26 protein-coding genes and 1 tRNA gene are annotated in these 23,004 nt (G+C 65.6%); 20 read left to right on the top strand and 7 right to left on the bottom strand.

Translation table 11 applies throughout. From position 1 onward, the window contains the following. The first annotated feature begins 97 nt into the window (after positions 1–97). The 4 genes from DC434_RS13975 to DC434_RS13960 are packed head-to-tail and all read left to right on the top strand — an operon-like array spanning position 98 to position 3,767. Positions 98–1,009: an ATP-binding cassette domain-containing protein gene (locus DC434_RS13975; RefSeq protein ID WP_116635968.1), complete on the top strand. Its 912-nt coding sequence runs from the start codon at positions 98–100 to the stop codon at positions 1,007–1,009. After that, positions 1,006–1,812 carry an ABC transporter permease subunit gene (locus DC434_RS13970; protein WP_116635876.1) on the top strand — a complete coding sequence of 269 codons (807 nt, stop codon included), beginning with the start codon at positions 1,006–1,008 and terminating at the stop codon, positions 1,810–1,812. The genes DC434_RS13975 and DC434_RS13970 overlap by 4 nt, the downstream gene beginning before the upstream one ends. Before the next feature lie 9 nt (positions 1,813–1,821). Next, positions 1,822–3,093, top strand: a complete 1,272-nt coding sequence (locus DC434_RS13965; protein WP_116635875.1) for a histidine kinase — start codon at positions 1,822–1,824, stop codon at positions 3,091–3,093. Continuing rightward, positions 3,090–3,767, top strand: coding sequence for a response regulator transcription factor (locus tag DC434_RS13960; RefSeq protein ID WP_116635874.1), 678 nt, complete (start codon positions 3,090–3,092; stop codon positions 3,765–3,767). The genes DC434_RS13965 and DC434_RS13960 overlap by 4 nt, the downstream gene beginning before the upstream one ends. A 27-nt stretch (positions 3,768–3,794) precedes the next feature. Here DC434_RS13960 and DC434_RS13955 read toward each other — a convergent pair whose 3' ends face one another. From DC434_RS13955 to DC434_RS20155, 4 genes are all read right to left on the bottom strand, one after another. Then, complete coding sequence (locus DC434_RS13955) at positions 3,795–4,748, bottom strand: aldo/keto reductase (RefSeq protein WP_116635873.1); 954 nt, start codon at positions 4,746–4,748, stop codon at positions 3,795–3,797. 62 nt (positions 4,749–4,810) lie between these two features. Further along, entirely contained in the window at positions 4,811–6,598 is a 1,788-nt protein-coding gene (locus DC434_RS13950) for a sigma-70 family RNA polymerase sigma factor (RefSeq protein ID WP_165808076.1), read from the bottom strand. 206 nt (positions 6,599–6,804) lie between these two features. Then, complete coding sequence (locus DC434_RS13945) at positions 6,805–8,667, bottom strand: VaFE repeat-containing surface-anchored protein (protein ID WP_165808075.1); 1,863 nt, start codon at positions 8,665–8,667, stop codon at positions 6,805–6,807. Positions 8,668–8,687: 20 nt separating this feature from the next. Then, positions 8,688–9,398: a hypothetical protein gene (locus tag DC434_RS20155; RefSeq protein ID WP_165808057.1), complete on the bottom strand. Its 711-nt coding sequence runs from the start codon at positions 9,396–9,398 to the stop codon at positions 8,688–8,690. Positions 9,399–9,713: 315 nt separating this feature from the next. On the opposite strand from DC434_RS20155, the gene DC434_RS13940 reads away from it, so the two are divergent. Then, complete coding sequence (locus DC434_RS13940; protein WP_116635870.1) at positions 9,714–10,187, top strand: hypothetical protein; 474 nt, start codon at positions 9,714–9,716, stop codon at positions 10,185–10,187. A 96-nt stretch (positions 10,188–10,283) separates the two neighbouring features. Here DC434_RS13940 and DC434_RS13935 read toward each other — a convergent pair. From DC434_RS13935 to DC434_RS13925, 3 genes are all read right to left on the bottom strand, one after another. Continuing rightward, a tRNA-Thr gene (locus tag DC434_RS13935) sits at positions 10,284–10,356 on the bottom strand. 75 nt (positions 10,357–10,431) lie between these two features. Then, complete coding sequence (locus tag DC434_RS13930) at positions 10,432–11,400, bottom strand: site-specific integrase (protein ID WP_165808074.1); 969 nt, start codon at positions 11,398–11,400, stop codon at positions 10,432–10,434. Positions 11,401–11,516: 116 nt separating this feature from the next. Beyond that, positions 11,517–12,179, bottom strand: a complete 663-nt coding sequence (locus DC434_RS13925; protein ID WP_165808073.1) for a helix-turn-helix transcriptional regulator — start codon at positions 12,177–12,179, stop codon at positions 11,517–11,519. 91 nt (positions 12,180–12,270) lie between these two features. On the opposite strand from DC434_RS13925, the gene DC434_RS13920 reads away from it, so the two are divergent. The 15 genes from DC434_RS13920 (at position 12,271) to DC434_RS13845 (ending at position 22,996) form a co-directional block, all read left to right on the top strand. After that, positions 12,271–12,465, top strand: a complete 195-nt coding sequence (locus DC434_RS13920; protein ID WP_116635867.1) for a helix-turn-helix domain-containing protein — start codon at positions 12,271–12,273, stop codon at positions 12,463–12,465. Between the two features lies 1 nt (position 12,466). After that, positions 12,467–13,180, top strand: coding sequence for a hypothetical protein (locus tag DC434_RS19985; RefSeq protein ID WP_133192816.1), 714 nt, complete (start codon positions 12,467–12,469; stop codon positions 13,178–13,180). Next, a complete protein-coding gene (locus tag DC434_RS13905) occupies positions 13,177–13,419 on the top strand; it encodes a hypothetical protein (RefSeq protein WP_116635864.1) in 243 nt (80 codons plus the stop codon). The genes DC434_RS19985 and DC434_RS13905 overlap by 4 nt, the downstream gene beginning before the upstream one ends. Continuing rightward, the gene (locus DC434_RS13900) at positions 13,416–13,616 is read left to right on the top strand and encodes a hypothetical protein (protein WP_116635863.1); all 201 of its coding nucleotides are present in this window, start codon (positions 13,416–13,418) and stop codon (positions 13,614–13,616) included. Before DC434_RS13905 ends, DC434_RS13900 begins: the two co-directional genes overlap by 4 nt. Next, on the top strand, positions 13,613–13,939 hold the full coding sequence (locus DC434_RS13895; RefSeq protein ID WP_116635862.1) for a hypothetical protein: 327 nt from the start codon (positions 13,613–13,615) through the stop codon (positions 13,937–13,939). The genes DC434_RS13900 and DC434_RS13895 overlap by 4 nt, the downstream gene beginning before the upstream one ends. Next, complete coding sequence (locus DC434_RS13890) at positions 13,939–14,766, top strand: helix-turn-helix domain-containing protein (RefSeq protein WP_116635861.1); 828 nt, start codon at positions 13,939–13,941, stop codon at positions 14,764–14,766. The genes DC434_RS13895 and DC434_RS13890 overlap by 1 nt, the downstream gene beginning before the upstream one ends. Beyond that, positions 14,763–15,080, top strand: coding sequence for a hypothetical protein (locus tag DC434_RS13885; RefSeq protein ID WP_116635860.1), 318 nt, complete (start codon positions 14,763–14,765; stop codon positions 15,078–15,080). The genes DC434_RS13890 and DC434_RS13885 overlap by 4 nt, the downstream gene beginning before the upstream one ends. A 275-nt stretch (positions 15,081–15,355) precedes the next feature. Then, positions 15,356–15,742: a hypothetical protein gene (locus DC434_RS19980; RefSeq protein WP_133192815.1), complete on the top strand. Its 387-nt coding sequence runs from the start codon at positions 15,356–15,358 to the stop codon at positions 15,740–15,742. Positions 15,743–15,973: 231 nt separating this feature from the next. Further along, a complete protein-coding gene (locus DC434_RS13870; RefSeq protein WP_116635858.1) occupies positions 15,974–17,197 on the top strand; it encodes a site-specific integrase in 1,224 nt (407 codons plus the stop codon). A gap of 67 nt (positions 17,198–17,264) precedes the next feature. Next, on the top strand, positions 17,265–18,869 hold the full coding sequence (locus DC434_RS13865) for a hypothetical protein (RefSeq protein WP_133192814.1): 1,605 nt from the start codon (positions 17,265–17,267) through the stop codon (positions 18,867–18,869). A gap of 397 nt (positions 18,870–19,266) precedes the next feature. Beyond that, positions 19,267–19,650 (top strand): hypothetical protein, encoded by a 384-nt coding sequence (locus DC434_RS13860; RefSeq protein ID WP_116635856.1) that lies wholly within the window; start codon positions 19,267–19,269, stop codon positions 19,648–19,650. Between the two features lie 270 nt (positions 19,651–19,920). Beyond that, a complete protein-coding gene (locus DC434_RS19975; RefSeq protein ID WP_133192813.1) occupies positions 19,921–20,115 on the top strand; it encodes a hypothetical protein in 195 nt (64 codons plus the stop codon). Positions 20,116–20,158: 43 nt separating this feature from the next. After that, positions 20,159–20,335 (top strand): hypothetical protein, encoded by a 177-nt coding sequence (locus DC434_RS20150; protein WP_165808072.1) that lies wholly within the window; start codon positions 20,159–20,161, stop codon positions 20,333–20,335. A gap of 207 nt (positions 20,336–20,542) precedes the next feature. Beyond that, positions 20,543–20,731 carry a hypothetical protein gene (locus DC434_RS13850; protein WP_116635854.1) on the top strand — a complete coding sequence of 63 codons (189 nt, stop codon included), beginning with the start codon at positions 20,543–20,545 and terminating at the stop codon, positions 20,729–20,731. 870 nt (positions 20,732–21,601) lie between these two features. Beyond that, entirely contained in the window at positions 21,602–22,996 is a 1,395-nt protein-coding gene (locus DC434_RS13845) for a terminase large subunit (RefSeq protein WP_116635853.1), read from the top strand. Positions 22,997–23,004: the final 8 nt, after the last annotated feature.

Below are 23,004 nucleotides of genomic sequence, written 5' to 3'. Positions count from 1 at the left end.
GAGCCACCGGCATCCGTCACCGGGATGACCCGCGCTCCGAGGGAACGGTACCGAGGGAGGACGCGGAACATCGTGCTCGCTCCGTAACGTGGACGACATGATCACAGCAGAAGGCCTCACGAAGAGGTTCGGAGACAAGACGGCCGTCGACGACGTGTCGTTCACGATCCAGCCGGGCAGCGTCACGGGCTTCCTCGGCCCCAACGGCGCCGGCAAGTCGACCACCATGCGGATGATCGTCGGACTCGACCGTCCGACCTCCGGCCGCGCGATGGTCTCCGGCCGCGAGTACCGCAAGCTCCGCGCACCGCTCACCGAGGTCGGCGTGCTGCTCGACGCCAAGGCCGTGCACACCGGCCGGACCGCCCGCAACCACCTCCGCGCGATGGCCGCGACGCACGGCATCCCGGCGTCCCGCGTCGACGAGGTGATCGATCTCGCAGGTATCAGCTCCGTCGCCCGCAAGCGCGCCGGCAAGTTCTCGCTCGGCATGGGCCAGCGCCTCGGCATCGCCTCCGCGCTGCTCGGGGACCCGCACACGCTGATCCTCGACGAACCGGTCAACGGCCTCGACCCCGAGGGCGTCCGCTGGGTGCGCCAGTTCGTCCGGCACGCGGCATCCGAAGGACGCACGGTGCTGCTCTCGAGCCACCTGATGAGCGAGATGGCGCAGACCGCCGACCACGTCATCGTGATGGGCCGCGGCAAGGTGCTCGCCGACGCTCCGCTCCCCGAGCTCGTCCGCGCCTGGACGACCAACACCGTGCGCGTGCGCACCCCTCGGGCGGCCGACCTCGTCGCCGCCGTCGGCGGGCCGGACGTCGAGATCGTGAGCTCGGCTCCCGATCTGCTCGATGTCGTCGGACTCCCCGCCGCGCGGATCGGCGATCTGGCCGCCGCCCGCGGCATCCCGCTGCACGAGCTCACCCCGACCACCGGATCGCTGGAGGACGCGTATCTCGCTCTCACCGGCGACGCCGTCGAGTACCGGACCAAGGAGATCTCATGACCGTCCAGGAATCGGCTGTCGCCCCGCACCGTGTCGACACCCGCCACCGACTGACCTTCGTCCGCGCGCTCCATGGCGAGTGGATCAAGCTCGCCACCCTGCGATCCACCTGGTGGTCGATCGGCATCACCGGCCTGCTCACCGTCGCCATCGCCGTCCTGATCGCCCAGAACGTGACCGACCCGGGCTTCGATCCCGTGCAGGCGGTCGTGTCGCCGTTCCAGTTCACGATGCTCCTCGCCGGCATCCTCGGTGCGATCTCGGTCACCGGCGAGTACTCGACCGGCATGATCCGCTCGACGCTCACCGCGAACCCGGGCCGTGGCTCGGTCCTCGCCGCGAAGGCCGTGGTGCTCGCCGGCGTGATGTTCGTGTCGTCGCTGATCATCTTCGGGATCGCCGCCGTCGTCGTGTCCGCTGTCGTCGCGGGCCGGGATCAGAGCATCGACTGGTCGGATCCGTCCGCATCGTCGCTCCCGATCATCGTCGCCTCGCTGGCGATGGCCGTGTTCACGACCATCGGCGTCGCGTTCGGCTTCATCCTGCGATCCGGGGCGGGTGCGATCGCCGCGACCGTCGGACTGCTGTTCGTCCTGCCCATCGTCGCGAGCATGTTCGCCCTGGCCGGCGAAGCCGGGCGCTGGGTCATGGAGGCCGCCTCGCACCTGCCGGTGGCCGCGGCGCAGACCGTCATCGTCCCGGGTGAGGGCAGCGATGTCCCCGCCGCCTATCTGACGCTCGCCTGCTGGGTCGCCGCCGGGTTGCTGTCCGCGTGGGCCGTGCTCCGCACGCGCGACGCGTAGAGTCAGCCCGTGAGCAGAACGCGCAGCCGCAGCGACTCGATCCGCGAGGACGAGGAGCTGCGGCTTCCGCGTGCCCCGGGTCTCCTCCGACGGTTCTGGGCGCGGCATCCGGTCGTCGCCGACGTGCTGATCGTCGGCATCACCCTCCTGCTGTCCACTGCGACCGTGGGGATCGTCGACATGGATGCCCCGGTGCCGGACGACACGGCGCCGCCGTTCCTCATCCCGATCTGCATCATCGCCGCCGCCGCGACGCTGTTCTGGCGACGGCAGCATCCCCTCATCCCGTTCGTCACGGCGTTCGCGTTGGAGATGCTGCTGATGCTCCTCCCGCACCCCGGCAGCACGCCGTTCCCGCTCTTCGCGTGCTACGCCCTCGCCGTGTACGGGTCCGTCCGCGCGGTATGGATCGGCTTCGGCATCGGATCGGCGGCTCTGACGCTCTTCGCCCTGTGTCTGATGCTGACCGGCGTCGCCACGCTCCAGACCGGCGTCGACACCGTGCTCGGCGTCGTGGTCCTCGGGCTGATCGGCACCCTCGTCGGGGTCAACGTCGGCGAGCGCAAGCGCTACCTCGCCGCCATCATCGATCGTTCGCGGCAGCTCCTCGTCGAGCGCGATCAGCAGGCGCAGCTGGCGGCATCCGCGGAGCGTGCGCGCATTGCACGCGAGATGCATGACATCGTGTCGCACTCCCTCACGGTCATCGTGGCGCTCTCCGAAGGGGCGGCCGCGACTCCGGATGCCGAGCAGGCGCGCAAGGCCGCGACCGCCACGGCGGAGACCGCGCGGGGTGCTCTCACGGAGATGCGATCGATGCTGGGCGTGCTCCGCGCCGACGATTCGCCGCTGCCGCTCACTCCGATGGAGCCGACGCCGCCGCGCGACACGGTGACGGCCGCGCAACGCGCCGGCTTCCCCGTCACGCTCGCGGTGAGCGGAAGCGCGGTCGTCGCTCCCGGCGTCGCGCACGCCATCGGCCGGATCGTCCAGGAAGGCGTGACGAACGCGATGCGTCATGCGCCGACCGCCACGGCGATCGCCGTGCGCGTGGCCTACACCGCCGAGACCGTGACGGTCGACATCGTCAACGACGGCGTGCGCGGGGCCACCGGAAACGACGGCTTCGGGCTCCGCGGGCTCGCCGAGCGCGCCGCCCATGTGAACGGCGACCTGCGCTCCGCCCCCGACGGCTCCGGGCGCTGGGTGCTGCACGCCGAGCTCCCCGCGGCGGGCACCGCGTCCGCCGCCCCGTCATCACCGAACGAGGAGAACGCATGACAGAGACGATCAGAGTCCTCCTCGTCGACGACCAGGAGCTGATCCGCGTGGGGTTCCGCATGGTCCTCGAAGCGGAACCCGGCATCACCGTCGTCGGAGAGGCCGCCGACGGGAATGCCGCGATCGCCCAGGTCGCCGCGCTCGCGCCCGACCTGGTGCTGATGGACATCCGGATGCCGGGGCTCGACGGCATCGCGGCGACGGAGACCATCGTGCGAGAGCATCCGCAGACCAGGGTCCTCGTCCTCACCACCTTCGACCTGGACGAGTACGCTTTCGGTGCGATCCGCGCGGGTGCCAGCGGATTCCTGCTGAAGGACGCGCAGCGCCACGAGATGATCTCGGCCGTCCACGCGGTGCATCGCGGTGATGCGGCGCTCGCACCCCGGATCACGCGAATGCTGCTGCAGCACGTCTCCCCGCAGCTCGGCACCGCGCGGGCGGAACCCGATCCCGCAGACTCCGCCCGGCTCGCCGACCTCACCGAGCGCGAGCGCGATGTGTTCCTCGCCATCGGCCGCGGTCTCACGAACTCCGAGATCGCGCAGACGCTCTACGTGGGCGAATCCACCGTCAAGACCCACGTCGGGCGGGTCCTGGCCAAGCTCGGCGCTCGCGATCGCATCCACGCCGTGATCCTCGCGCATCGCCTCGGGCTCGTCGGAGAGGACTGACGCGAGCTCGCATCCGACTCGTCGGCCTCAGGCCTGAGCGGGCGTCCACTCCGAGACGCGGTTCAGCTGCTCCACCTCGTCGGACGCGAGCTCCAGTCGTCCGCCCGCGAGCAGATCCGGCACCTGCTCGACGGTGCGGGCACTCGCGATCGGCGCGACGACGGTCGGCTGCGCCCGCAGCCAGGCGAGCGACGTCGCCGCGACAGATGCACCGTGAGCCTGCCCGATCTCCTCGAGCGCGTCGATGATGCGCAGTCCCGCGTCCGTCGCGTACTTCGCGGCGCCCTGGGCACGCGGTGACGCCTGACCCGCAGCATCCGTCGAGCGGTACTTGCCGGTGAGGAATCCGCTGGCGAGGGAGTAGTACGGGACCAGGCCGAGGCCGAACTCCTGGGCGACCGGGATGATCGTCTCCTCGACGACATTGCGATGCACGAGGTTGTAGTGCGGCTGCACGGCGACCGGGCGGGACACGCCGAGGCGATCCGCGATGCCGATCCACTCGCGGATGCGCTCCGCGGTGTAGTTCGACACCGCGACGTGGCGCACCAGGCCGTCGGTCACGAGCTGTCCGAAGGCGGCGACGGTCTCCTCCAGGGGCACCGACTCGTCGTCGAAGTGCGCGTAGTACAGGTCGATCGTGTCGAGGCCCAGCCGTGCGAGCGATGCCTCGGCGGCCTTGCGCACGTTCGCTCCCGAGAGGCCGCGGAAGTCGGGGTGCTGACTCACCTTGGTCGCGACGACGACGTCCGCAGGCTTCCGCGAGGCGAGCCACGCGCCGACGATCGTCTCGCTCTCCCCTCCCGCGTTGCCCGGCACCCAGGAGCTGTAGGAATCGGCCGTGTCGATGAAGCCGCCGCCACCCGCGACGAAGGCGTCGAGAACGGCGAAGGAGGCGTCGCGGTCGGCCGTCCAGCCGAACACGTTGCCCCCGAGAGAGAGCGGGAAGACGGAGAGGTCACTGGTTCCGATACGAGTCATCCTCGGGACAACGGCCCGCCCCGATGAGGCATTCCCTCATGACGGCGTGTTGCGACGCGCGTCTAGGGGTCGCTGATGTCGAAGGTCATCTCCGCGGGGTCGGGGCCCCAGGGATCGAAGATGACGTCCGGATCCCACACATCGAGGGGGTGCTCGTCCGGCGGGCCCCAGTAGCCGTCGGCATCCAGCGCCCGGAAGGTGAACCAGTACCAGCCCTGGGAGTGCATGCGGAGTCGCTTGATCGCGTGCCCGGTGCTGTCGAGGGGGATCAGCGCCGAATGCCCCTCGATGCTCGTGATGTAGATCGACCCGTTCGCCGGTCCCGTGGCGGCGATGACCAGGCCGGTGGTGCTGGCCTCCGTCACGTCCATGTCCTCGATGCCGGTGATGTTCTCGAAGCCCTCGATGACGATGGGAAGGATCGTGAAGCTTCCGGCCATCGCGGGCGACTGGATGTCTTCGTCGAAGGCCCAGGCCTGATAGTCGTAGGTGCCGGCGGGCAGCTCGAGGGCGCGGGGATCGAAAGACCACGAGCCGTCGTCCGCCACTGCGGGGGTGTAGCGCGCACCCGCGACGTCGACGCCGACCGTGGACCCTGGCGTCGCGGTGCCCGCCAGCACCGGCGCGAGGTATCCGGACGACGTCGAGGGGGTGACCAGTCCCGGGGTCAGTCCGGCGCCCGATCCCGGCCCGGGGGTGGTTCCCGGTGCCGTCCCCGGCGCCGTCGGGGTGATCGGTGCCGGGGCGTCGGGGTCGTTGACCAGATCGACCGAGTCGATCGCGGGGTCGTCGATCCAGCGCCCCGTACGGACCGTCGGCCGCGGACTGGACGGGATCGGCACCACCTCGATGCCTCCGGGCGTTCCGACGCCGGTGACAGGGGGCGGCGCGGTGGACGTGCGCTCGGTCGCGGCGATCGGGGCCGAGGAGGCGACCGGAGCGTCCCCGGGGAAGAACAGCGGTCCGAGCAGAAGGCCGCTGATCGTGAGCACGCCGATGCCGCCGGCGAGAAGGCTCGTGATCCCGACACCGGTACCGGCCGCGATCAGGCCCACCGCAGCAGCGGTGGTGCCGGGGGCGAGGGCTCCCGTGGCCGGAAGGACGACCCCGAGGGCGCCGAATCCGACAGCGGACAGGGTGACACCCTGCAGACGGCGGGCGTCGCTGCGCATGTCGAGGAGCAGTTCTCCGCATTCGCTGCAGGACGACACATGGTCATTCACCTCGCGCGCCACGGTGTGGTCGAGCGGATCGGTCAGGTGTCGGGGGAAGAGGCGGGCGGCATGCGCCTCGTCGTCGCGCAGCGCGAGCGGGATCTGCGACGTGAGCCAGTTCAGCTTGAGACCGGTGCGTGCGCGGCGCTGCAGGGCGGAGACGGCGTTCGGCTTGATGCCGAGCTCACGCGCGATCTCGGGGCGGGGCACGTCGGCGACCTCCGTGAGCCACAGCACGCGCTGCCACCGCTCCGGGAGCTCTTGGAACGCTCCGAGGAACTGCTGGGCGTTCGACTCCCGTTCGACGAGGCTGAGGGCGTCGCGGAAGTGGGGGCGGTCGGCCTCGACGGTGTCGTCGATGCGGTCGGCGTCCTTGCGCCACCGGATCGCGGTGTTGCGGATCACGGCCTTGAGATACGAGCGGAAGGCGAACTCGGGCCCGGCGCTCGTCGTCGTCACCTGCTGGTAGACGGCGAGGAGCGCCTCGGAGGCGAGATCCTCCGCGTGCGAGGGGAACAGGCGGTGCGCGTATCGGAGCGCCGCGCCGATGTGGCGCTCCCACAGCACGGCGTACGCCGACTGGTCACCGTCTCGGAGCGCACGGAGGAGCTCACGATCGCTGCGAGAATCTCCCACGTCTCCCTCTCCAGAAAACGCCCGCTCGTCTCCGCCGAGCAGCCGGACGCGAGTCGACCCGCGCGATCGATCCGATCTTGAATCGACGTTCAATGATATCCCCGCCGGGGGCGTGGAGGCCATCCCGGATCGGTCCTCCCCCACGCGGAAGCGCGGGCAGAGCAGCGGAGGATCCTCTCGCCGCTCTGCCCGCGCGGACCCGCAGGTCAGGCGTCGACGTCGCGCCTTCTCGACCGCATCAGGATCGCTCCCGCGAGGAGAGCGGCCGACGCGGCCGCGACGATCACCGTCGGTGCCGCGGCGCCGGTGACGGCGAGACTCCCGCTGCCGGGCTTCGGCGTCGTGGGGACGACGGAGGTTCCCGCCTCGACAGCGACCGTCTGCGCCGCGTCATGGATGTCCGTGTGCGCGGCGACGGGTTCGTCCCCCTCGTCGTCACCCACGAAGAGCCACTCGAAGGCGACCAGCACGTCGCCGGAGAACCCCGCAGGAACGGTGAACGTCACGTCGATCGACCCGTTCGCGCTCGTCGGCGTGAATGTGGCCGACCCCATGATCCCGGTCGGCTGGCTGTCGGCCTTGTCCATCAGCTCGCCGACGACCGTGTACTCCACCCCGGGAGTGAGGTTGAGGTACGCGACCGTGTCGATGAGCGTCCCCCCGCCGGAGCTCAGTACGTGGTCCTGGTCGGCGGCATCCACCAGCGACGTCCCGATCGCCGGGACCGGCACCTCCGGGGCCGTCTCCACCGTCACGGTCTGTGCGGCGTCGTCGATGTCCTTGTGCTCCGCGACCGGCTCGCCCGCGCCGCCCGCGCCTTCGAAGAGCTCCTCGAAGGCGACGAGCGTCTCACCCGCATATCCCTCGGGTACGACGAAGCTGACGTCGATCGAGCCGTTCGCCACGGTGGGGGTGAAGGTCGTCGCACCGGTGATCCCGGTGGGCTGACCGTCGGACTTGCGCATGAGCTCACCCGAGATCGTGTACTCGGTGCCCGGGACCAGGTTCTGGTAGGCGACCGTGTCGATCACGGTGCCGCCGTTCCATCCCAGCACCCGGTCTCCGTCTGCGGCGTCGACCAGCGACGTCCCGATCACCGGCTCGACGGCACCCGGCTGCGCAGCCCAGTCCACCGTGGCTTCTCCCGTCGTCTGCGCCGTCTCCGGCGCGACCAGGATGATCGACTGCGCGTGGTCCTCCGCTGTCGGGGTGCCGCCCGGCGTGGTCGGCACCGAGATCACGGTGCCCGTGCTTCCCGAGCCGACGGCGGTCGCGCGCACGGTGGCGCTCCCCGCGGCGGTCGAGCCCCGCAGATCCAGGTAGAGCTCCTGTCCGTCGACGACCGCGTTCGGGTCGACCGCGGTCCCTGCGGCATCCGTGATCGTGACGGCGGGATCCACCGAGACGACGACCGAGGCCTGATCGGTGTTCACCGTGAAGGGTCCCACGAGGCTCCCCGCGGTCTGGGGTGTGCCGGGCGCCGTCACCGAGGCCGTCACCTGCAGGTCTTCGGGGGTGAGCCCCGGACTGGCGTTCGCCCCGTTCACGAGATACCAGTAGGCAGCCTCCGAGTCGGGGGTCTCCCAGGCCCAGGGGGCATCGAAGGTCAGGTCGGTGTATCGCCAGATCGCGTACTGGGTCGCCTCGATGGCGTCGTTGCGCGAGATGCCCGGCACCCCCGCCGCCGCACCGAGGTCTTCGAGGCTCACGGCCGGGAAGCTGTTCGCCAGCACCCACAGCACCTTGCCGGTGACCGCCGGGTCGGTGAAGTAGTTGGCGCCGAGGTAGCTGTCGAGGCCTCCGGCGACGCCCAGCAGTCCGGTCTCCGCCGACACGTCGTGCTCGATGCAGTACGCCCAGTAATCCGGATCCCCTTCCTGCACCCCTGAGGACCAGATCGGGAAGACGCCGGTGCCGCCGTATCCCTCCTTGCCGCCGATGTAGACCGCATCGCCCGGTTCGACCTCGGCCGCCATGGCTGCGCTGACGCCACCGGGTGCGATGGCGGCTCCGAGCGCGAGCAGCGCACCGGCGAGCCAGCGTCCCGCGCGGCTCGACCCTCTCGACACCCCCGTGTCGCTCCGGCGGTTCATACCGTGCACACCGGGTTGAGGGCGGTGAACGTGAGCGGCCCGATCCAGATGTTCTGGGGCGGCCGCTCTCCGAGCGCACGCCCGGAGTTGTTGGCGACGAAGGTGAGGTCGAACGCGCTGACACCCGACGCGGTCACCCGCACGTTCCCAGCCGCGCTGGTGGGCGCGACCTCGGGGTTCGGCGAGCCGGTGAACGGCCGCCATGCGTTGGTGCCCGTCCCCTGGCCGCGGATCCAGTCGGAGTTGTACGTTCCGGTGCCTTCGGAGACGTATACGCGCTCCGCACCACCGAGGCCGTCCAGAGCCTGGACGCCGTCGATGTCCTTGATCGTGTAGCCGAGGTCCGAGACCGTGGTCGCCACTCCGTCCAGAGCGAAGCTGAACGTGACGCGCTGCCCTCCGCCGAGATTGCGGAGATCGGCGGTGTCGAGCGCGAGATGCACGCTGGGCTGCGCTTCCCCGCCGACGGTGGCGGAGTCGAGACGAAGGTTGTTCGTCTGGTTGATCGTCATGTTGCTCGCACCGTTGGGGACCGCGCTGAGCGTGAGTGTGAGGTCCTTGCCGTCACCGAAGACGTCCACCCAGGTGAACAGCGACGAGGTGCCGCTCAACCGCGAGTAGACGGCGGTGCTCGTGCTGAGCGCTGCGGTGCATGCCACGGACGCGGCGGTGAGCGGTGTGGCCACGGCCGCCGCGATCACGGGCACGGACCATGCCCCGCCGATCACGACCGTTCTCCGCGTCAGGCCACGCTTCTGGACTGCCTCTTGTTCCTTCATCTGATTTGACTCCCCTCAAGCGGCCGACAGTCTGTCGACACATTGGGAAGGAGTCGGAAACGTCGCAGGAGTGACGCGAGATCCAGCAGATCGTGAAATCTCCGGTGGATTCCTCCGTTCGGCGTCACTTCGGGGGCCGATGGGACTCCTTCTCCGTGGCGCACTCAGCGATCATGCGCTCTCCGCGTCACGACGCGCGCACACGTGGAAGAGATGGCTCCTCAGAGCCGGAAAAGGAAAGAAATGCAGGACAACCTCAGCACCCGCGACCTCTCGCGCCGGACCCTCGTCAAGGGCGCAGCCTGGTCGGTCCCCGTCGTCGCCGTCGCCGTAGCGACGCCGCTCGCCGCCGCATCGCAGACGCCTCCCGCTGCGACCTTCTGGGCCACCGGCGCGACCGTCAGCGTCGTGAGCGGCAACGTGACCAACTTCACCGTCGAGGGCAGCGATGCGGACGGCAACCTCGCGCTGCTCCCCGCCGGCACCAGCGTCATGATCGTCCCGGATCCGGGCGTCACCCTGCAGGTCGTCAACGCCATCGGCATCGTCGTCACGCAGAACCCCGACGGCTCGATCACCGGCGTGATCACCGCGAGCGACATCACCAATGTCCGCATCCAGTTCCGTCCCACCGGCCCCTCCGGATCCGGATACTCGATCACGACCAACATCGACATCGACCCGTTCACGGAGACGATCGACGTCACTCTGCGCTGAGACACGGGCGCGCTGACGGGCGGGAGTGATCTCCCGCTGGACACAGAGAAGGCCCGCCTCTCCGGATTCACCGGGGAGGCGGGCCTTCTCGCACGGAGCCGACTACGGGACTCGAACCCGTAACCCCCGTATTACAAGTACGGTGCGCTACCAATTGCGCCAAGTCGGCGAGCCGCGGAATTCCGCGGATCTGGGGTCGTTGTCCGAATTCGGTGGTAGCCGATCCCGCACAAACCCCGCGCATTCAATCTTCGCGAATGTGCATCAACGATTCTAGAGCGTCTGCCGCTCGGCTCCCGCCGACCTTCTTGCTCATGTAGGTGTTCATGGTCAGCGACGGGTTCGTGTGACCGAGGTACTCTGCGACGTCGCGAGGCGAGAGCCCCGCTTGATCGAGCGCGGTGCCCACCGTCTTGCGGAACGAGTGGAACGTGTAGTCGCCGAGGCCGAGACGCTCCCGTGTCGCTTGCCACTCGCCGGAAATGTTGCGACGGTCGCGGCGTTTGCCTAGCGGCGTCGGGAACAGTGGCCCGACCCTGTGTTCCCCGGAGCACAGGGTCTTGAGCCTGTCCGCCACGGCGGCTGGCACGGTGATTCGCCGCTCCCCCGCCTTCGTCTTCGACTTCCTGATTGTTACGACAGATCCCTCAACGTCGCCGACATCCAGGCCAATCGCCTCCGTGATGCGGGCGCCCGTGCCGGCGATGAACATCACGATGTCAGCCAGCCCGGAAGCTGCGGCTTGCTCGTCCGCAGCCAGCTTCTCAAGCAACCCGGGAAGCTCCGAGAGTGGGACTGGCGTGGCGCCCACAGCCTTCGCCTGGATCGGTGCCAGCTCACGCACCGGGTTTGTCTTTACAGCGTCAGAACGCGCGGCGAGCCCCATCATGCCCGACAACACCGCTCGGGCCTTCTTGGCCTCGCCAGGGCCGTTCTCCGCGGCGATCGCATTCAACGTGCGCTGCAGTCGATCGGCCGTCGCCTCCGTCACCGCAAGGTCGCCAATGCGTGGCACGATGACCTTGCGCACGCTGTGCGTGTACGTCTCGACCGTCCGCGGGGCGCGGTCAGCCTTCGACAGCAGGAACCGTTCACCGAGATCACTCAGCCGAGTCTCTCGCTTCACCTCCGTGGCAGTACTCGCCTGGATCGTCGTCAGCGCCTTCTTCAACGCCGCCTCCGCCTTCGCCTTCGACGGGGCGAATCGCTCCACCTGTCGCAGCTTTCCATCGTCGAATCGATACCGCGTCCGGGCTCGCCACTTGCCGTCCTCGATCTCAACAGCGGAGATCCTTCCGAAGCTACTCAGGGGAGTCCGTGGACGAGGCATCAGAAGGTCGGCCGATGCTTCACTTCGTCGGCGACGGTGTCCAGCACGCCCATGACCATGACGCCCGATTCCTCAAGAGCCTCGTACTCGCCACCCGACAGTAGAGCCGTGTCGGCCACCGCGGTGATTGCCTCGAGCAACCCCGGCTTGTCGGCGGCGACGGGGTAGACCGTGTAACTCCCCTGTCCAACGCGCTCACGTCGTACCTGCCACACGCGCTCGCGGACGACACCCGCGTACCACCGTGGGAAGTCGGAAGAGTCTCGCGGACGACCGACCGCGAGATCGTCAAGAGCGTCAAGAAGGCTGGGATCTTCACCGAACAGGACGCCGGCGTTCATCAACTCCTCGGCGAAGCGCGCCGAGCTCTCTGCGAGCTGGTTGCCCCTCCACTCGACGTTGTTGAAGGCGGCCCCCATGCGTTCCTGAGCGGTCATCTTCGCACCGACTAGGTCGCCGATCTCGCGGCCGAGTACGTCGGCAATCTTGAGGGCTTCGGCAAGCCTCACGGCGCGCTGCCCCTTCTCGATGCGAGAGACGGCAGGAGCGTCGACCTTCATCCCCGCCTGCGTCAGAGCCGCCGCCAGATCCTTCTGACTCATCCGTTGCGTCGCGCGATGAGACGCAACGGCCTGTCCGAACTCTTCATCCGAAGTTGTCATAGCGAACATCATATGGCCTCATCGCCAATCGCGTGTTACTGTTGTCCAAGTCGACAACTGATGTCGTAATCCGCAAATCAAAGGAGACGAGATGGAGCGCACAGCGTTCGGAGAACTGCCCGACATCGCCACGCGGCGACAGGTCGCCGAGTTCACGCAGACGTCGATCCCAACGCTCGCCCGATGGGCAGCCGAAGGCAAGGGCCCGAAGAGCGTTCGGCTCGGCGGCGGTTCAACCGTTCGCTACCGCCGCGAAGACGTTCTCGCCTGGATCGAAGCGTCCTGAAATGTCCACCACCAATGAAAAAGACCCCGACACCGGCCAGGGTGTCGAGGTCTCCGATCCCTCGAAAGGAACCAATCTGATGAACACCAGACTATCGGCCGCGGAGTCTCTCGCAAGTATCCGCGAGCAGTTCAAGGCAATCACGCAGGAACATGAACGCCTCGAGGCCGAGCGCCGACGCGTTCTCGTCGCAGAACGAAACCAGTGGCGCGCAGATGGCGTCGATGCACACATCGTCAGCCAGCCCGGAAGGGGACGGAAGCTTGAGCGCAAGCATCTCGTCTCAATGTTTGAGGTCATAAGCAACCGGCCCAACAAGTGGGAACGCGATGTCAGCTACAGCCTGATCTATGTCGGGGATGACGGACGTCCAGAGTGGGGACCATACGTGGCGCCCTCCGGCAACGTCCTCTGGCTCCACCGGGGCACGTACGTCTGCGTGCTGGCCGACGACGAGGATGCCGTCATCGTGAGCGCGATGAAGTTCAACCCGATCAGTGCGGAGCGGATTGCCCGAGCCGCATCGCGTCTCCGGGGTCTCGCCCGCCGGGAACACATGCGTGTGTCCATCCGCGACACGTCCGTCATCGTCAAATCACCGATGAACGACGTCGTGCACGAAGGTGACATCACCTCTGCGTACCTCTGGCTCTGCGGCATCGACGAGAAGGCCATCGAAGACCGAACCAAGAACTACTGGGAGCCGGAAGCATGAGCAAGACCGACGAGGAGCTTGATGCCGAGGCTGCAGCGGAGATCGTCGTCAAGACAACCAGTGACGAGATCGCCATCATCGGCGACGACGGCTACATCGCGATGAGTACGGCCGACAAGCACCTCGCCCGCGCGATCGCCGTACGCCTCGTCGAGCTGGCGACAGAGCTGCCCGAAGCCCCGCGGCTCCTGCGCCGCCCAACCAGTGTCGACGACGAGCTCAAGGAGATGGACCAGTGAAAGATCCGACAGCCAACGCCGCGTCGCGCAACGTCACCGGTCAAGAACGGGCCGCGCTCATCAACTACCGAGAGGACGGTCGTCCCGCCCGTCTCTGGATGGACAACGCTACCTTCACCAAGCTCGCCTCCCTCGTGGTGATTCTCGCTGACGACCAGGGCGAGCGGCACATCCGATTCCGGGAGACGAAGCAATGAGCGCGCTCCTGATCACGACAAGCTGCGAGCGGGACGCGCCGATCGAGGAGTGCCGCGAGGTGTTTGCGGCACATCCCGAAATCTCTGAGAAGGCACCGCGATGGGCGCGCGAGGTGTCGTTCCACGGCATATTCGATGACGGCTACATCGGGTGGAGCTACCGATTTCAAGACGAGAACGTCGAAATCGCATGGGGATGGACGATCGAGAACGGAGCCATCGCGCACGAGAAGCTGCAGGACGACCCCGACACAATGCTCGGCGGCGACACGCTCTTCGAGATCATCGCCGACTACATCGAACGGACGGAGGCGAGCGCGTAGTGGGTTTCAAGAACTCCGAGTGGGCATACTCGCTGGCGCTGCCCCCATCAGAGAAGGCCGTTCTCGTTGCGATCGCCCACCGTGCGAGCGACAAGACGGGCGAGACGTTCGTGGGTAGGAATGCGATCGCCGAAATGGCCGGATGTGCGTCGCGAACCGTCACCCGGGCTCTCGATTCACTGGAACATCGAGGCGCTATAAAGCGCAAGGAGCGTCGGCGGCGGGACGGATATCGGGATACGGATCTGCTCGTGATCGATACCTCGTGGACGCTATCTCAAGGGACAGAGAGTCAGGTGACAGACGGTCACCTGACAGACAGTCAGGTGACACTGACGACAACCTCAGGTGACACCGACGACAGTCTCAGGGGACAGAGTGTCCAGGCAAGTTCTAAAGAACTGGATATACATGAAGTAACAGGTAAGAAGTACTCCGATGAACTGATCGACACCGAGCTGACCGACCCCTCGGGACCCACCTTCGACGACTTCTGGGTCGCATGGCCACGCAAGGTCAAGAAGCCCCACGCGCTCCGGGCGTGGGGCAAGGCCATCAAGCGGGCCAGCCCCGAGGACATCGTCGCCGCCGCGATCTCTTACCGCGACAACCCAGGCCGTCCCGAGACGCGATTCATCCCCCATCCGGCGACGTGGCTCAACGCCGACTCGTGGAACGACGCGCTGGAAGACAACCGGGACCGAGGCGGCAAACAAACTCCGCTGCAGCGCGCCCAGCAGACCATCGCAGCCGGCCAGAGCGTCGTCCAACAGCGACAGACGTACGGCAACATCACGACACTCAACCCGAAGGGGATCACAGCATGAACACCGAAGAAGTCACCGTCCTCCTCGCACGGATCCAGGGACTCGACAACCGACAGGTGGACGAGCTGACGGTACAGGCATGGGAACCTCTCATGGACGACGTCGAGTACGAAGATGCCGTCAACGCGGTGAACGAGCATTTCCGTACCTCCGATCGTTACCTCCTGCCTGTCCACGTTCGCGACTACGCGCAGGCATTCAAGCGCAAGCGCATCAGGGCGGCGCACGTGCACGACTTCGATGGGCACGGATACTGCGGCACCTGTCAGCTCCATGAGAGCTACGTCACGCGTGACGTAGCCGGTGTGACGTGAGCGCCGAGATGCGGCACGTACACGTGATGTCAGCGGTCGCCCCGTGGGCAGTTCACTCGCCCACCTCGTCTCGCTGGCTCGAGCGATTTGAACAGCACCTCGATCAGATCCCCCAGCTTCTCGAGGTCATGCGAGAGCAGCGGGTTCCGATCGGAGCTGCGAGGTCGAGCGAACGAGTCTCGGGCGGAGGCGGCTCAGCACCTCTCCCCTTTCGTGAAGATCGTGTTGACGACTGCGACGACCTATGGGCCGCACTAGCCGAGTACATCGGCGAGGTGGCTGAGCGACTGCAAGACCCGGCCCCCGGAGCCGTCGGGGCGACCTGGGCAGTCAACGGGAATCCCCATGGCATGCCGTCCTGGATGAGCGGTGATCTTGCCTACAAGGCTGGCTTCGCGCTCATCGCCTGGCTTATCGACCGAGCTTCCGAGGTGCAGGAACTCGGCATGCGCGACTCAGAGCAGCACCTCTTCGAGATGATCCGGAAGCTGTCGGCGCGATACACCGTCCCACCCATCGAGCGCCCCTCTCGTCGGCGACGCTGCACGGTCTGCGGGGAGGCTTCCGTGGTTGTCGACTGGGTGCTCGGCGGAACCGGGGAGGCCGTGTGCAGAACATGCGGGGCGACCTACGCGCCCGAAACACCGGGGGTAGTCGCGTGAGCATCATGCTTGACTACCGTCAGGCCGCTCGTCGTGTTCGGCGCTCAGTCCGCACGATCAAGCGCTGGCATAAGGCGGGTCTGAAGATGAGTACCGCCCCTGATGGTCGGCGCTTAGTCGAGGAGTCTCGGTTGCTTGCGTGGTGGAGGGACAGAATGACCGCCGATCCGGTTCACCAACTTCGTCTTCGGCGACAGGACGAGGCGGTAGCCCCACAGAAGGAGATCACGGATGGCTAGCGTCGGACACCGCATCCTCTCTACGGGGGAAGTGCGCTGGCGCGTGCAGGTGCGTTTCGACGGATCGATGAAGCAGGCGACTTTCCCTGACAAGAATGCCGCCGATCAGTTCGCAGCGCTCGTCGACCGCGTCGGATGGAAAGCGGCGGATCAGGTGCACCAAGCTCGAGCGCCTCGCCGTCGCGTCAAGAAGTCCACGTTGCGCGAGTACACAGAGCGCTACCTCAATCCGGACAGCGGCCTCCTGACGGGAGTGGAGAAGGGCACTCGTGAGGGGTATAGGGCTGAGGCCGAGAGGTCATGGTTGCAGATCCTGGGTGACGTCCCTATTGACGCGATCACGAAGCCCGATGTCGGTTCCTGGCTCGCATGGCAGGAACGTCAACCAATCTGGCGCGACCGGGACAAGCCGAAGAGTGAGCAGCGCACGGTCTCATCCAAGACGGTGAAGAACTATCACGCGCTCCTGTCGGCAGTTCTTCGATCAGCAGTGGGCGAAGGCCTCCGCGCGGACAATCCTGCCTACAAGATCCGCATCACCCGAGGTGTGGCAAGGGAGAATGTCTTCCTGTCCCCCAGCGAGTTCGCGACGCTCCTCCACTTCATCCCGAGCGATCTGCAGCGGTTCGTTCTGTTCCTTGCCGGCACAGGTCTACGCTGGGGCGAGGCGACCGCCCTAACGTGGGCGGACGTGAACCTCTTCGGCAACCCGCCAACCGTACGTGTCACGCGCGCATGGAAGAAGGCCAGTGGCGGTCCGCTACTCGCCCATCCGAAGACGTCGAAGTCGCGTCGGTCAGTATCTCTGTTTCCTGATCTCGTCGCGATCATGGGCGAACCGGGTGCGTCTGACGCCTGGGTCTTTCCTGCACCTCAGGGCGGGCACATGTGGCATGGGGTCTTCTACTCGCGGGTGTGGCTCCCGGCGATAGAAGCAGCCATGGATGAGGATCGGTGCCAGGATCTAGGGCTCGAGCCTCTCAGGCGAGCCCCCAATATTCATAGCCTGAGACACACCCACGCGTCTTGGTTGATCGCTCAGGGAATCCCGCTCCCCTACATCCAGGCTCGCCTCGGCCATGAGTCGATCACAACCACAATCGACACGTACGGGCATCTTGTCCCCGATGCACACGAGCAGATGGCGTCGGCTATCGCCGTGACGCTGTCAGGCGTTCATCGCCCACTGCCCATCGATCCGCGTTTGGCGCGCTAGATCCGCTCGAGAGCAATTTCTCCTTCACGGTCCCGCCGGGGCCCGCTGCCTCGCTATGGTGACGACCATGAGCAAGCAAAGCCTGTCGCGCCGAGGCCTGATCGGCGCCGCCGTCGCTTTACCAGTAATCGCGGCTGCCGGCCCCGCCCCGGCGGCCGCGGCCACGACCGACGACGCAGAGGTCGCCGACCTGGTCAACTCCCCGTCATCTTTGACCCGCGGCGCGCTTGAGGGCGCCATCGGACGCGTGTCTGCAACGGGGCGGACCAGGAGCGATGTCATCGACACCCTCAATCGCGCCGAGGCGTTGGGGAAGGGAACTATCGCATTCTTCCCGGGCGGAGCTCCGTATGACGTCGGAGCGGGCATCAGCCTTGCTGGGTACTCGATTCAAGTCCAGGGAAGTGGGGCGACGGGGAGTACAGCAGATCCGCGAGGCACAACTTTCTTCGCTTCTTCTCAAGAGGGTCCAGTACTCGACTTCTCCGAATGGAACATGCCGGCCGGTTTCCAAGGCAAGTCAACCCACGCAGGGTTCAACATATTGGGGTCGGGCGTTTCGGACCCGAGCAAGCACAACAGCGGAATCAGATTCAACAAGCTGAGCTCAACGTTGTTCGCGGACATCGCAATCAGGCAGACCGGGGGACCCGGCATCGAGGGTGTCGCGTCGCCGGGGAACGCCGTCTACTTGTGCGACCTCGAACGGATAGTCGTCTCGACCCCGGTTGATGCTCAGGTGAACGATGTCCCGTATTGGTTCTTCAACGAGATGAACGGCGTCCGACTCCGGGGGTGCGCTATCCGATCGACGACTACCACCAACGACTGCGGAGTTTCAGGAGCGGTGGTCTTCACTTCCAACTCGAGCTACTCTGCCCAGTCGAGCCTGATCGACGGCTTCTGGGTCGAGAACATTCACGTGCCGACAGATGGCACGATCATCGCGGTCCAGGCGAACAAGTACATCTTCACCGACATTCAGTTCTTCGATGCGCACAAGCTGCCCGGGGCGACCGGAACCAGTCATATGCGCTTCACCTCTCCCCCGTTCAACCTCGGTGGCAACCTCGTGCGCGGGGTCATTCCCGGTAAGGGCACCAGCGCGACGGACCTTGACATCGGAATTGAGCTCAATCAGTCAGGGAACGCTGTCACTGGCATCAAGGGGTACAACGGTCAGAACGTGCTTCTCAAGCCCGGGGTCGGCGGGACCACGATCGAGCTCTATGGGGCCGAATCGAATGCATCACAACCAGGCTGGGTGGACTCATCCGGGTCCGCCAGCAACACCCTGATCGACCACCATCTCGGCGAGCGACTCTACGGCCGGCGCGCCGGCACATACTCACCTTCGAACAAGATCAACGGCGTCCATATGGCGCAGAAGGCGGTGGCATATTCGACGGCTGTCAACTTCACCGTCTCCTACGCGGGCGCTAACTTCCACGTCGTCACCATCGACGCGAGCTGTGCGTGGACCAACGTACTGAACGGGGTTGTCGGAGCTGAGCTAACGGTCATCCTCAAACAGGGCGCAGCGGGTGGAGCGTCGGTAACCTTCCCATCTGTCGTTCGCTGGAAGGCGTCCGCTCCCACCCTCGCTTCGTCGGCCGGCGCGAGAGTGGGTGTGAAGCTGGCGTTCGATGGCGAGGTCTGGGTCGAGTTGTGACGAACGGGCGTGTCCTGCTGGCGCCGTGACCGTTGTCACCCCTTAGGTTGAAGATGAGCCTTCGTGCCTACCGCAACCTCTCCCCCTCCACGGTGCAATACTCTTCTTGTGCAAGAAGAGTCCGAGTTGAACCTCACTAGCGAACAGCGTATGCAATTTCGTGAGGCGATCAAGCGTGCGGGGGCCTGGACGCCTTGTTCACGTTGTGGCGCCGAACCTGAGGTCTTCGGAGTTTTCCCAGCGCAGTTCCCGGTCAATCTCTTCCAGATTTATGAAGCGGTACGAGGAGTGCAGGAAAACCAGGCACTCACGGTGCCCCTCATGTGCACTCGTTGCGGAGCCGTGTACTTCCATGCAGTCAGCATCTTGAATCAGTATCTCGAGAATCCGAACAACGATGACTGAGGCTGAGCGCGCGGACGCCACGATCGATCGTGTAGTTCAAGCGACGAAGGTCACGGACAACACGGCGCAAGAGGTGATCGAAGTGACGCGCGATAAGGTCGAGCTGGCACTCCATCGCAATCTTCACAAGTATGTCCCGGCCGGTGAGATCCTTGCGTGGACTGGACTGACCATCACGCTGCTCACGACTATGTTGACTGCTGAGTTTCAGCCCTCTTTCGGAATGAGTGGTGATACTTGGCGCGGCGTCTTTATCCTGGCATTCTGGGCGTCGGTGTTCCCCCTAGTCCGAGGCCTGGTGCGGCTTTGCCGTCGCCCGAAGATCGATGACTTGGTCAACGCCATCGAGAGAGACTCCCGCAGCGCCAGCTCGTAGTGCAAGTGCCAATACGATCCTTTAGACGCGTTCAACCCACGATCCGCGAATTCAAAGCCGCCACTCACGCAAGGGCGGCTTTTCTGTACCTCCAAGCGATGTCGGTTGATCCCCAATCCCGGCCAGCCTGGTTGTAGGAGCCGCAAGTCAACGCGGCAGCAGTGCATCCGTGCGGGATGCACAACAACTTCAAACGCTCGAGCCAGTTCGGCTGCGGCGAGCACATCACTTCTTCCTTCGATACCCACCCTCAACGCTGAGGAGGCGATCGTGCATGCCATCACGGTTGACCGCGACGAATGCGATGCGTGCGAATCCGATGCACACGTTCAAGCATTCCTCTACGCCGAAATGCCATCAGGCCACACGCTCAGCTATTGCGGATCTCACGGAACGAGATACCTCGACGGCCTGATCCGCCAAGGCGCGAAGATCATCGACCTTCGCCACCTCATCCACTCATGATGCACAAGACGCGCATTAACCCCGAGGTATGCAGGGGTCGGGCATGAAGATCCTGCTTGGCATTGTCGCCGGCATCACACTCATGATCCTCGGCCACATCCTCGGTTGGCCCTACGTCCGCTGGCTCTTCTCGCACAACCCACCCGAAACACACCCCGACTGCGCACCCAAGTACCGCACATGCCACGACGGCGTGTGGACAGAAGGGCCATGGACGTGAGGGAAGGCTGCTCCTGCGGCGCATGGGTACACGCAACAAGGCGCGACGTACTCGGGTGGCGCGACCAACACGTCTGCCCCGATAGGCCGAGCGACCCGGACCAAGTAGCGGCAAGCGCACAAGTCGAGCTCGCAGCCACAGTGCCCATCGGATTCCCTGTGCAGCCCACCAACTCGCAAGACCCATTCGAAAGCGACGAGGCTGACGATGAGTGATGTCCGGGCAGTGAACCAGGCCGTATCGAACGACCTGCAACGCCGCCGCCAACTCAAAGGCATGACGAAGCCCGAACTCATCGACTGGGTAGTGCAACTCGAGACCAACGCCAAGCGCACCCAAGACTCCATCGACGCCCTCAAGGACCGCATCAGAACCGCATACGAGGAAGGCCTGTGACCGTGTACAGCTGCGACCTCTGCGGACGCGAAGACGCATCCTGGGCCGTCATCATGCGATGCGAACAGGACTGCTACGACGACGCTCAGGCAGCACGACGCGGACGCCTCGAAGCCAGGCTGAAGCCCACCGCAGTCCGATGGGAAGACTTCGACTAAGCGGGAGCAACGTCATGGTCTCATCCCGTACTGGACTCACACCCCACCTCCGGTTCCGCAAAGCCGTACTGGGGAGGGACCGCAGAGCGGGCGTCACGAACTGTCCCGACTGTGACTGCGTCCTCGACTACGACGTGAGCCGACTGCCGACCTCTGCCGAGCCAGATCACATCGTTCCTGCTGCACAAGCACGCAAGCTCGGGTGGACAGGCGCACAACTCAACCACCCAAGCAACGGCCGCACCATCTGCCGCCGCTGCAACCAATCACGCGGTGACGGCAAGGTCAAGAAAAAGGCAACGAAGCCCATCATCAAAGCCTCAGCAGGATGGTAGGGCACCCACCCCCTCCCACCCCCGCCACGCTCGCACCCGAGGCATTGCGAGACTTTCACACACAGGGCTCGTCAGGTTCGCCAGGAGGTTTCTCATGGCTCGAATCGATGATTTGAAGTCTGCTCGTGACGTCATGTGGGATTCGATCGCGGAGGCGGATGCGGATAAGCGCGCCCCGTTGATGAATCAGTGGCGTGCGCTTGAGGCGACGATCGCGACTCTTGAGTCTGAGACCGGGAAGGCGGCTGATCCGATTGACGAAATCGCAGCCCGTCGCACTGCTCGGGGAGGCGCCACCGCGCGTCCTGGTCGCACCCAACGGGTCGAAGGCTAACTCGTGGGAGGACGTAGCTGATCTGTCTGCTCGAGCGGGGGTTGTGCTCGACGAGTGGCAGGAGCTCATCCTGAAGACGGCGATGGGTGAGCGTCGTGACAACACGTGGGCCGCGAAGCGCGTGGGGGTCACTGTTCCGCGTCAGAACGGCAAGTCGCAGCTTCTGGTGTCACGGGCGCTTGCCGGCGCATTGTTGTTTGGCGAGAAGAAGATCGTCATTTCGGCGCATCAGCAGGACACGGCGCGCGAGGCGTTCAACAAGCTTCTCGAGATCCTTGAGAGTGAAGCTAACGGCTGGCTGATGGATCGCGTCAAGGGTGATGGTCCTCGCAAGTCGGGCATCATGAATGCGATCAACCGTGAGGCTGTGAAGTTCAAGAACGGTGCGACGATCCAGTTCAAGGCGCGTTCAGGTGCCGCGGGTAAGGGCTTCTCTTCCGATTGCCTGATGCTCGATGAGGCGCAGATCCTGTCCCAGCGTGCGTGGGTGTCGATCAACTCCACGATGTCGGCGATGCAGAACCCGCAAGTGTGGCTGCTTGGCACGTCCCCGCAGGTTGAGGACGACTCGGAAGTGTTCGAGTCGATTCGTTCGGCCGCAATCGAGGGGCGATCGTCTACTGCCGCATGGTGCGAGTGGGGCGCGGATATCACGAGTCCTGACTATGACCCGGCGAGTGAGTACACGCGTTGGTCTGCGAATCCGGCTTGGAACACTCGCGTGAACCACGAGGTGGTTGACGGCGAGTTCGAGACTTACCCCGAAGACAAGTTCGCGCAGGACCGTCTTGGGGTCTGGCTCTCTGACCTCGGCTCCACTGGGACTCGAGCGGTTTCGAAGGAGCAGTGGTCGGATTCCGCGATCGACGCAGCTCCTGATGGCATCCGCGCGTTCGCGGTGGCCTTCAACCTCGCCGGCGACCGCCTCGCACTTGGTGGGGCTCGGAAGCATGGCGACGGTGTGCATGTCGAGATCATCGACGCGCTTGAGGATGACCGGGGCGTGGAGTTGGGCCTGAGCAGTCTCGCGGACTGGTTCTGCGAGCGTGATGAGTCGGGTACGCCTCGTTGGCGCCAGTCGGCGGGCATCGCGCTCTCTGGACGTTCTGGCGCGCCGGCTCTCGCTCAGCTTCTGCGTGATCGCCGCGTTCCTGACCGTTGGATTTTCCTGCCGTCGACACCGAAGTACGTGGAGGCGTGTTCCATGTGGCTTGAGGGTATGCGTGGCGGGACAATCACTCATCTTCGCGAGGGGCAGTCTGTTCTGGATGACTCAATTGCGATCACGGACGTTGACAAGCGTGGCGGTCTCTCTGCCACTTCGATCGATGGTGACGACACGCCTGTTGAGGCTGTCGCCCTGGCGCACTGGGTTGCGCGTACATCACGGCTTGGCCCTCGGGCGATGACTGGCGAGCGGAAGGCGGTGATTCGGTGATCCCTAGG

Origin of the sequence: Microbacterium sp. TPD7012 (assembly GCF_003075395.1) — a bacterium.
Lineage (GTDB): Bacteria > Actinomycetota > Actinomycetes > Actinomycetales > Microbacteriaceae > Microbacterium.
The sequence above is the reverse complement of the archived record's forward strand: the minus strand, read 5'-3'. Positions and strand labels throughout refer to the sequence as shown.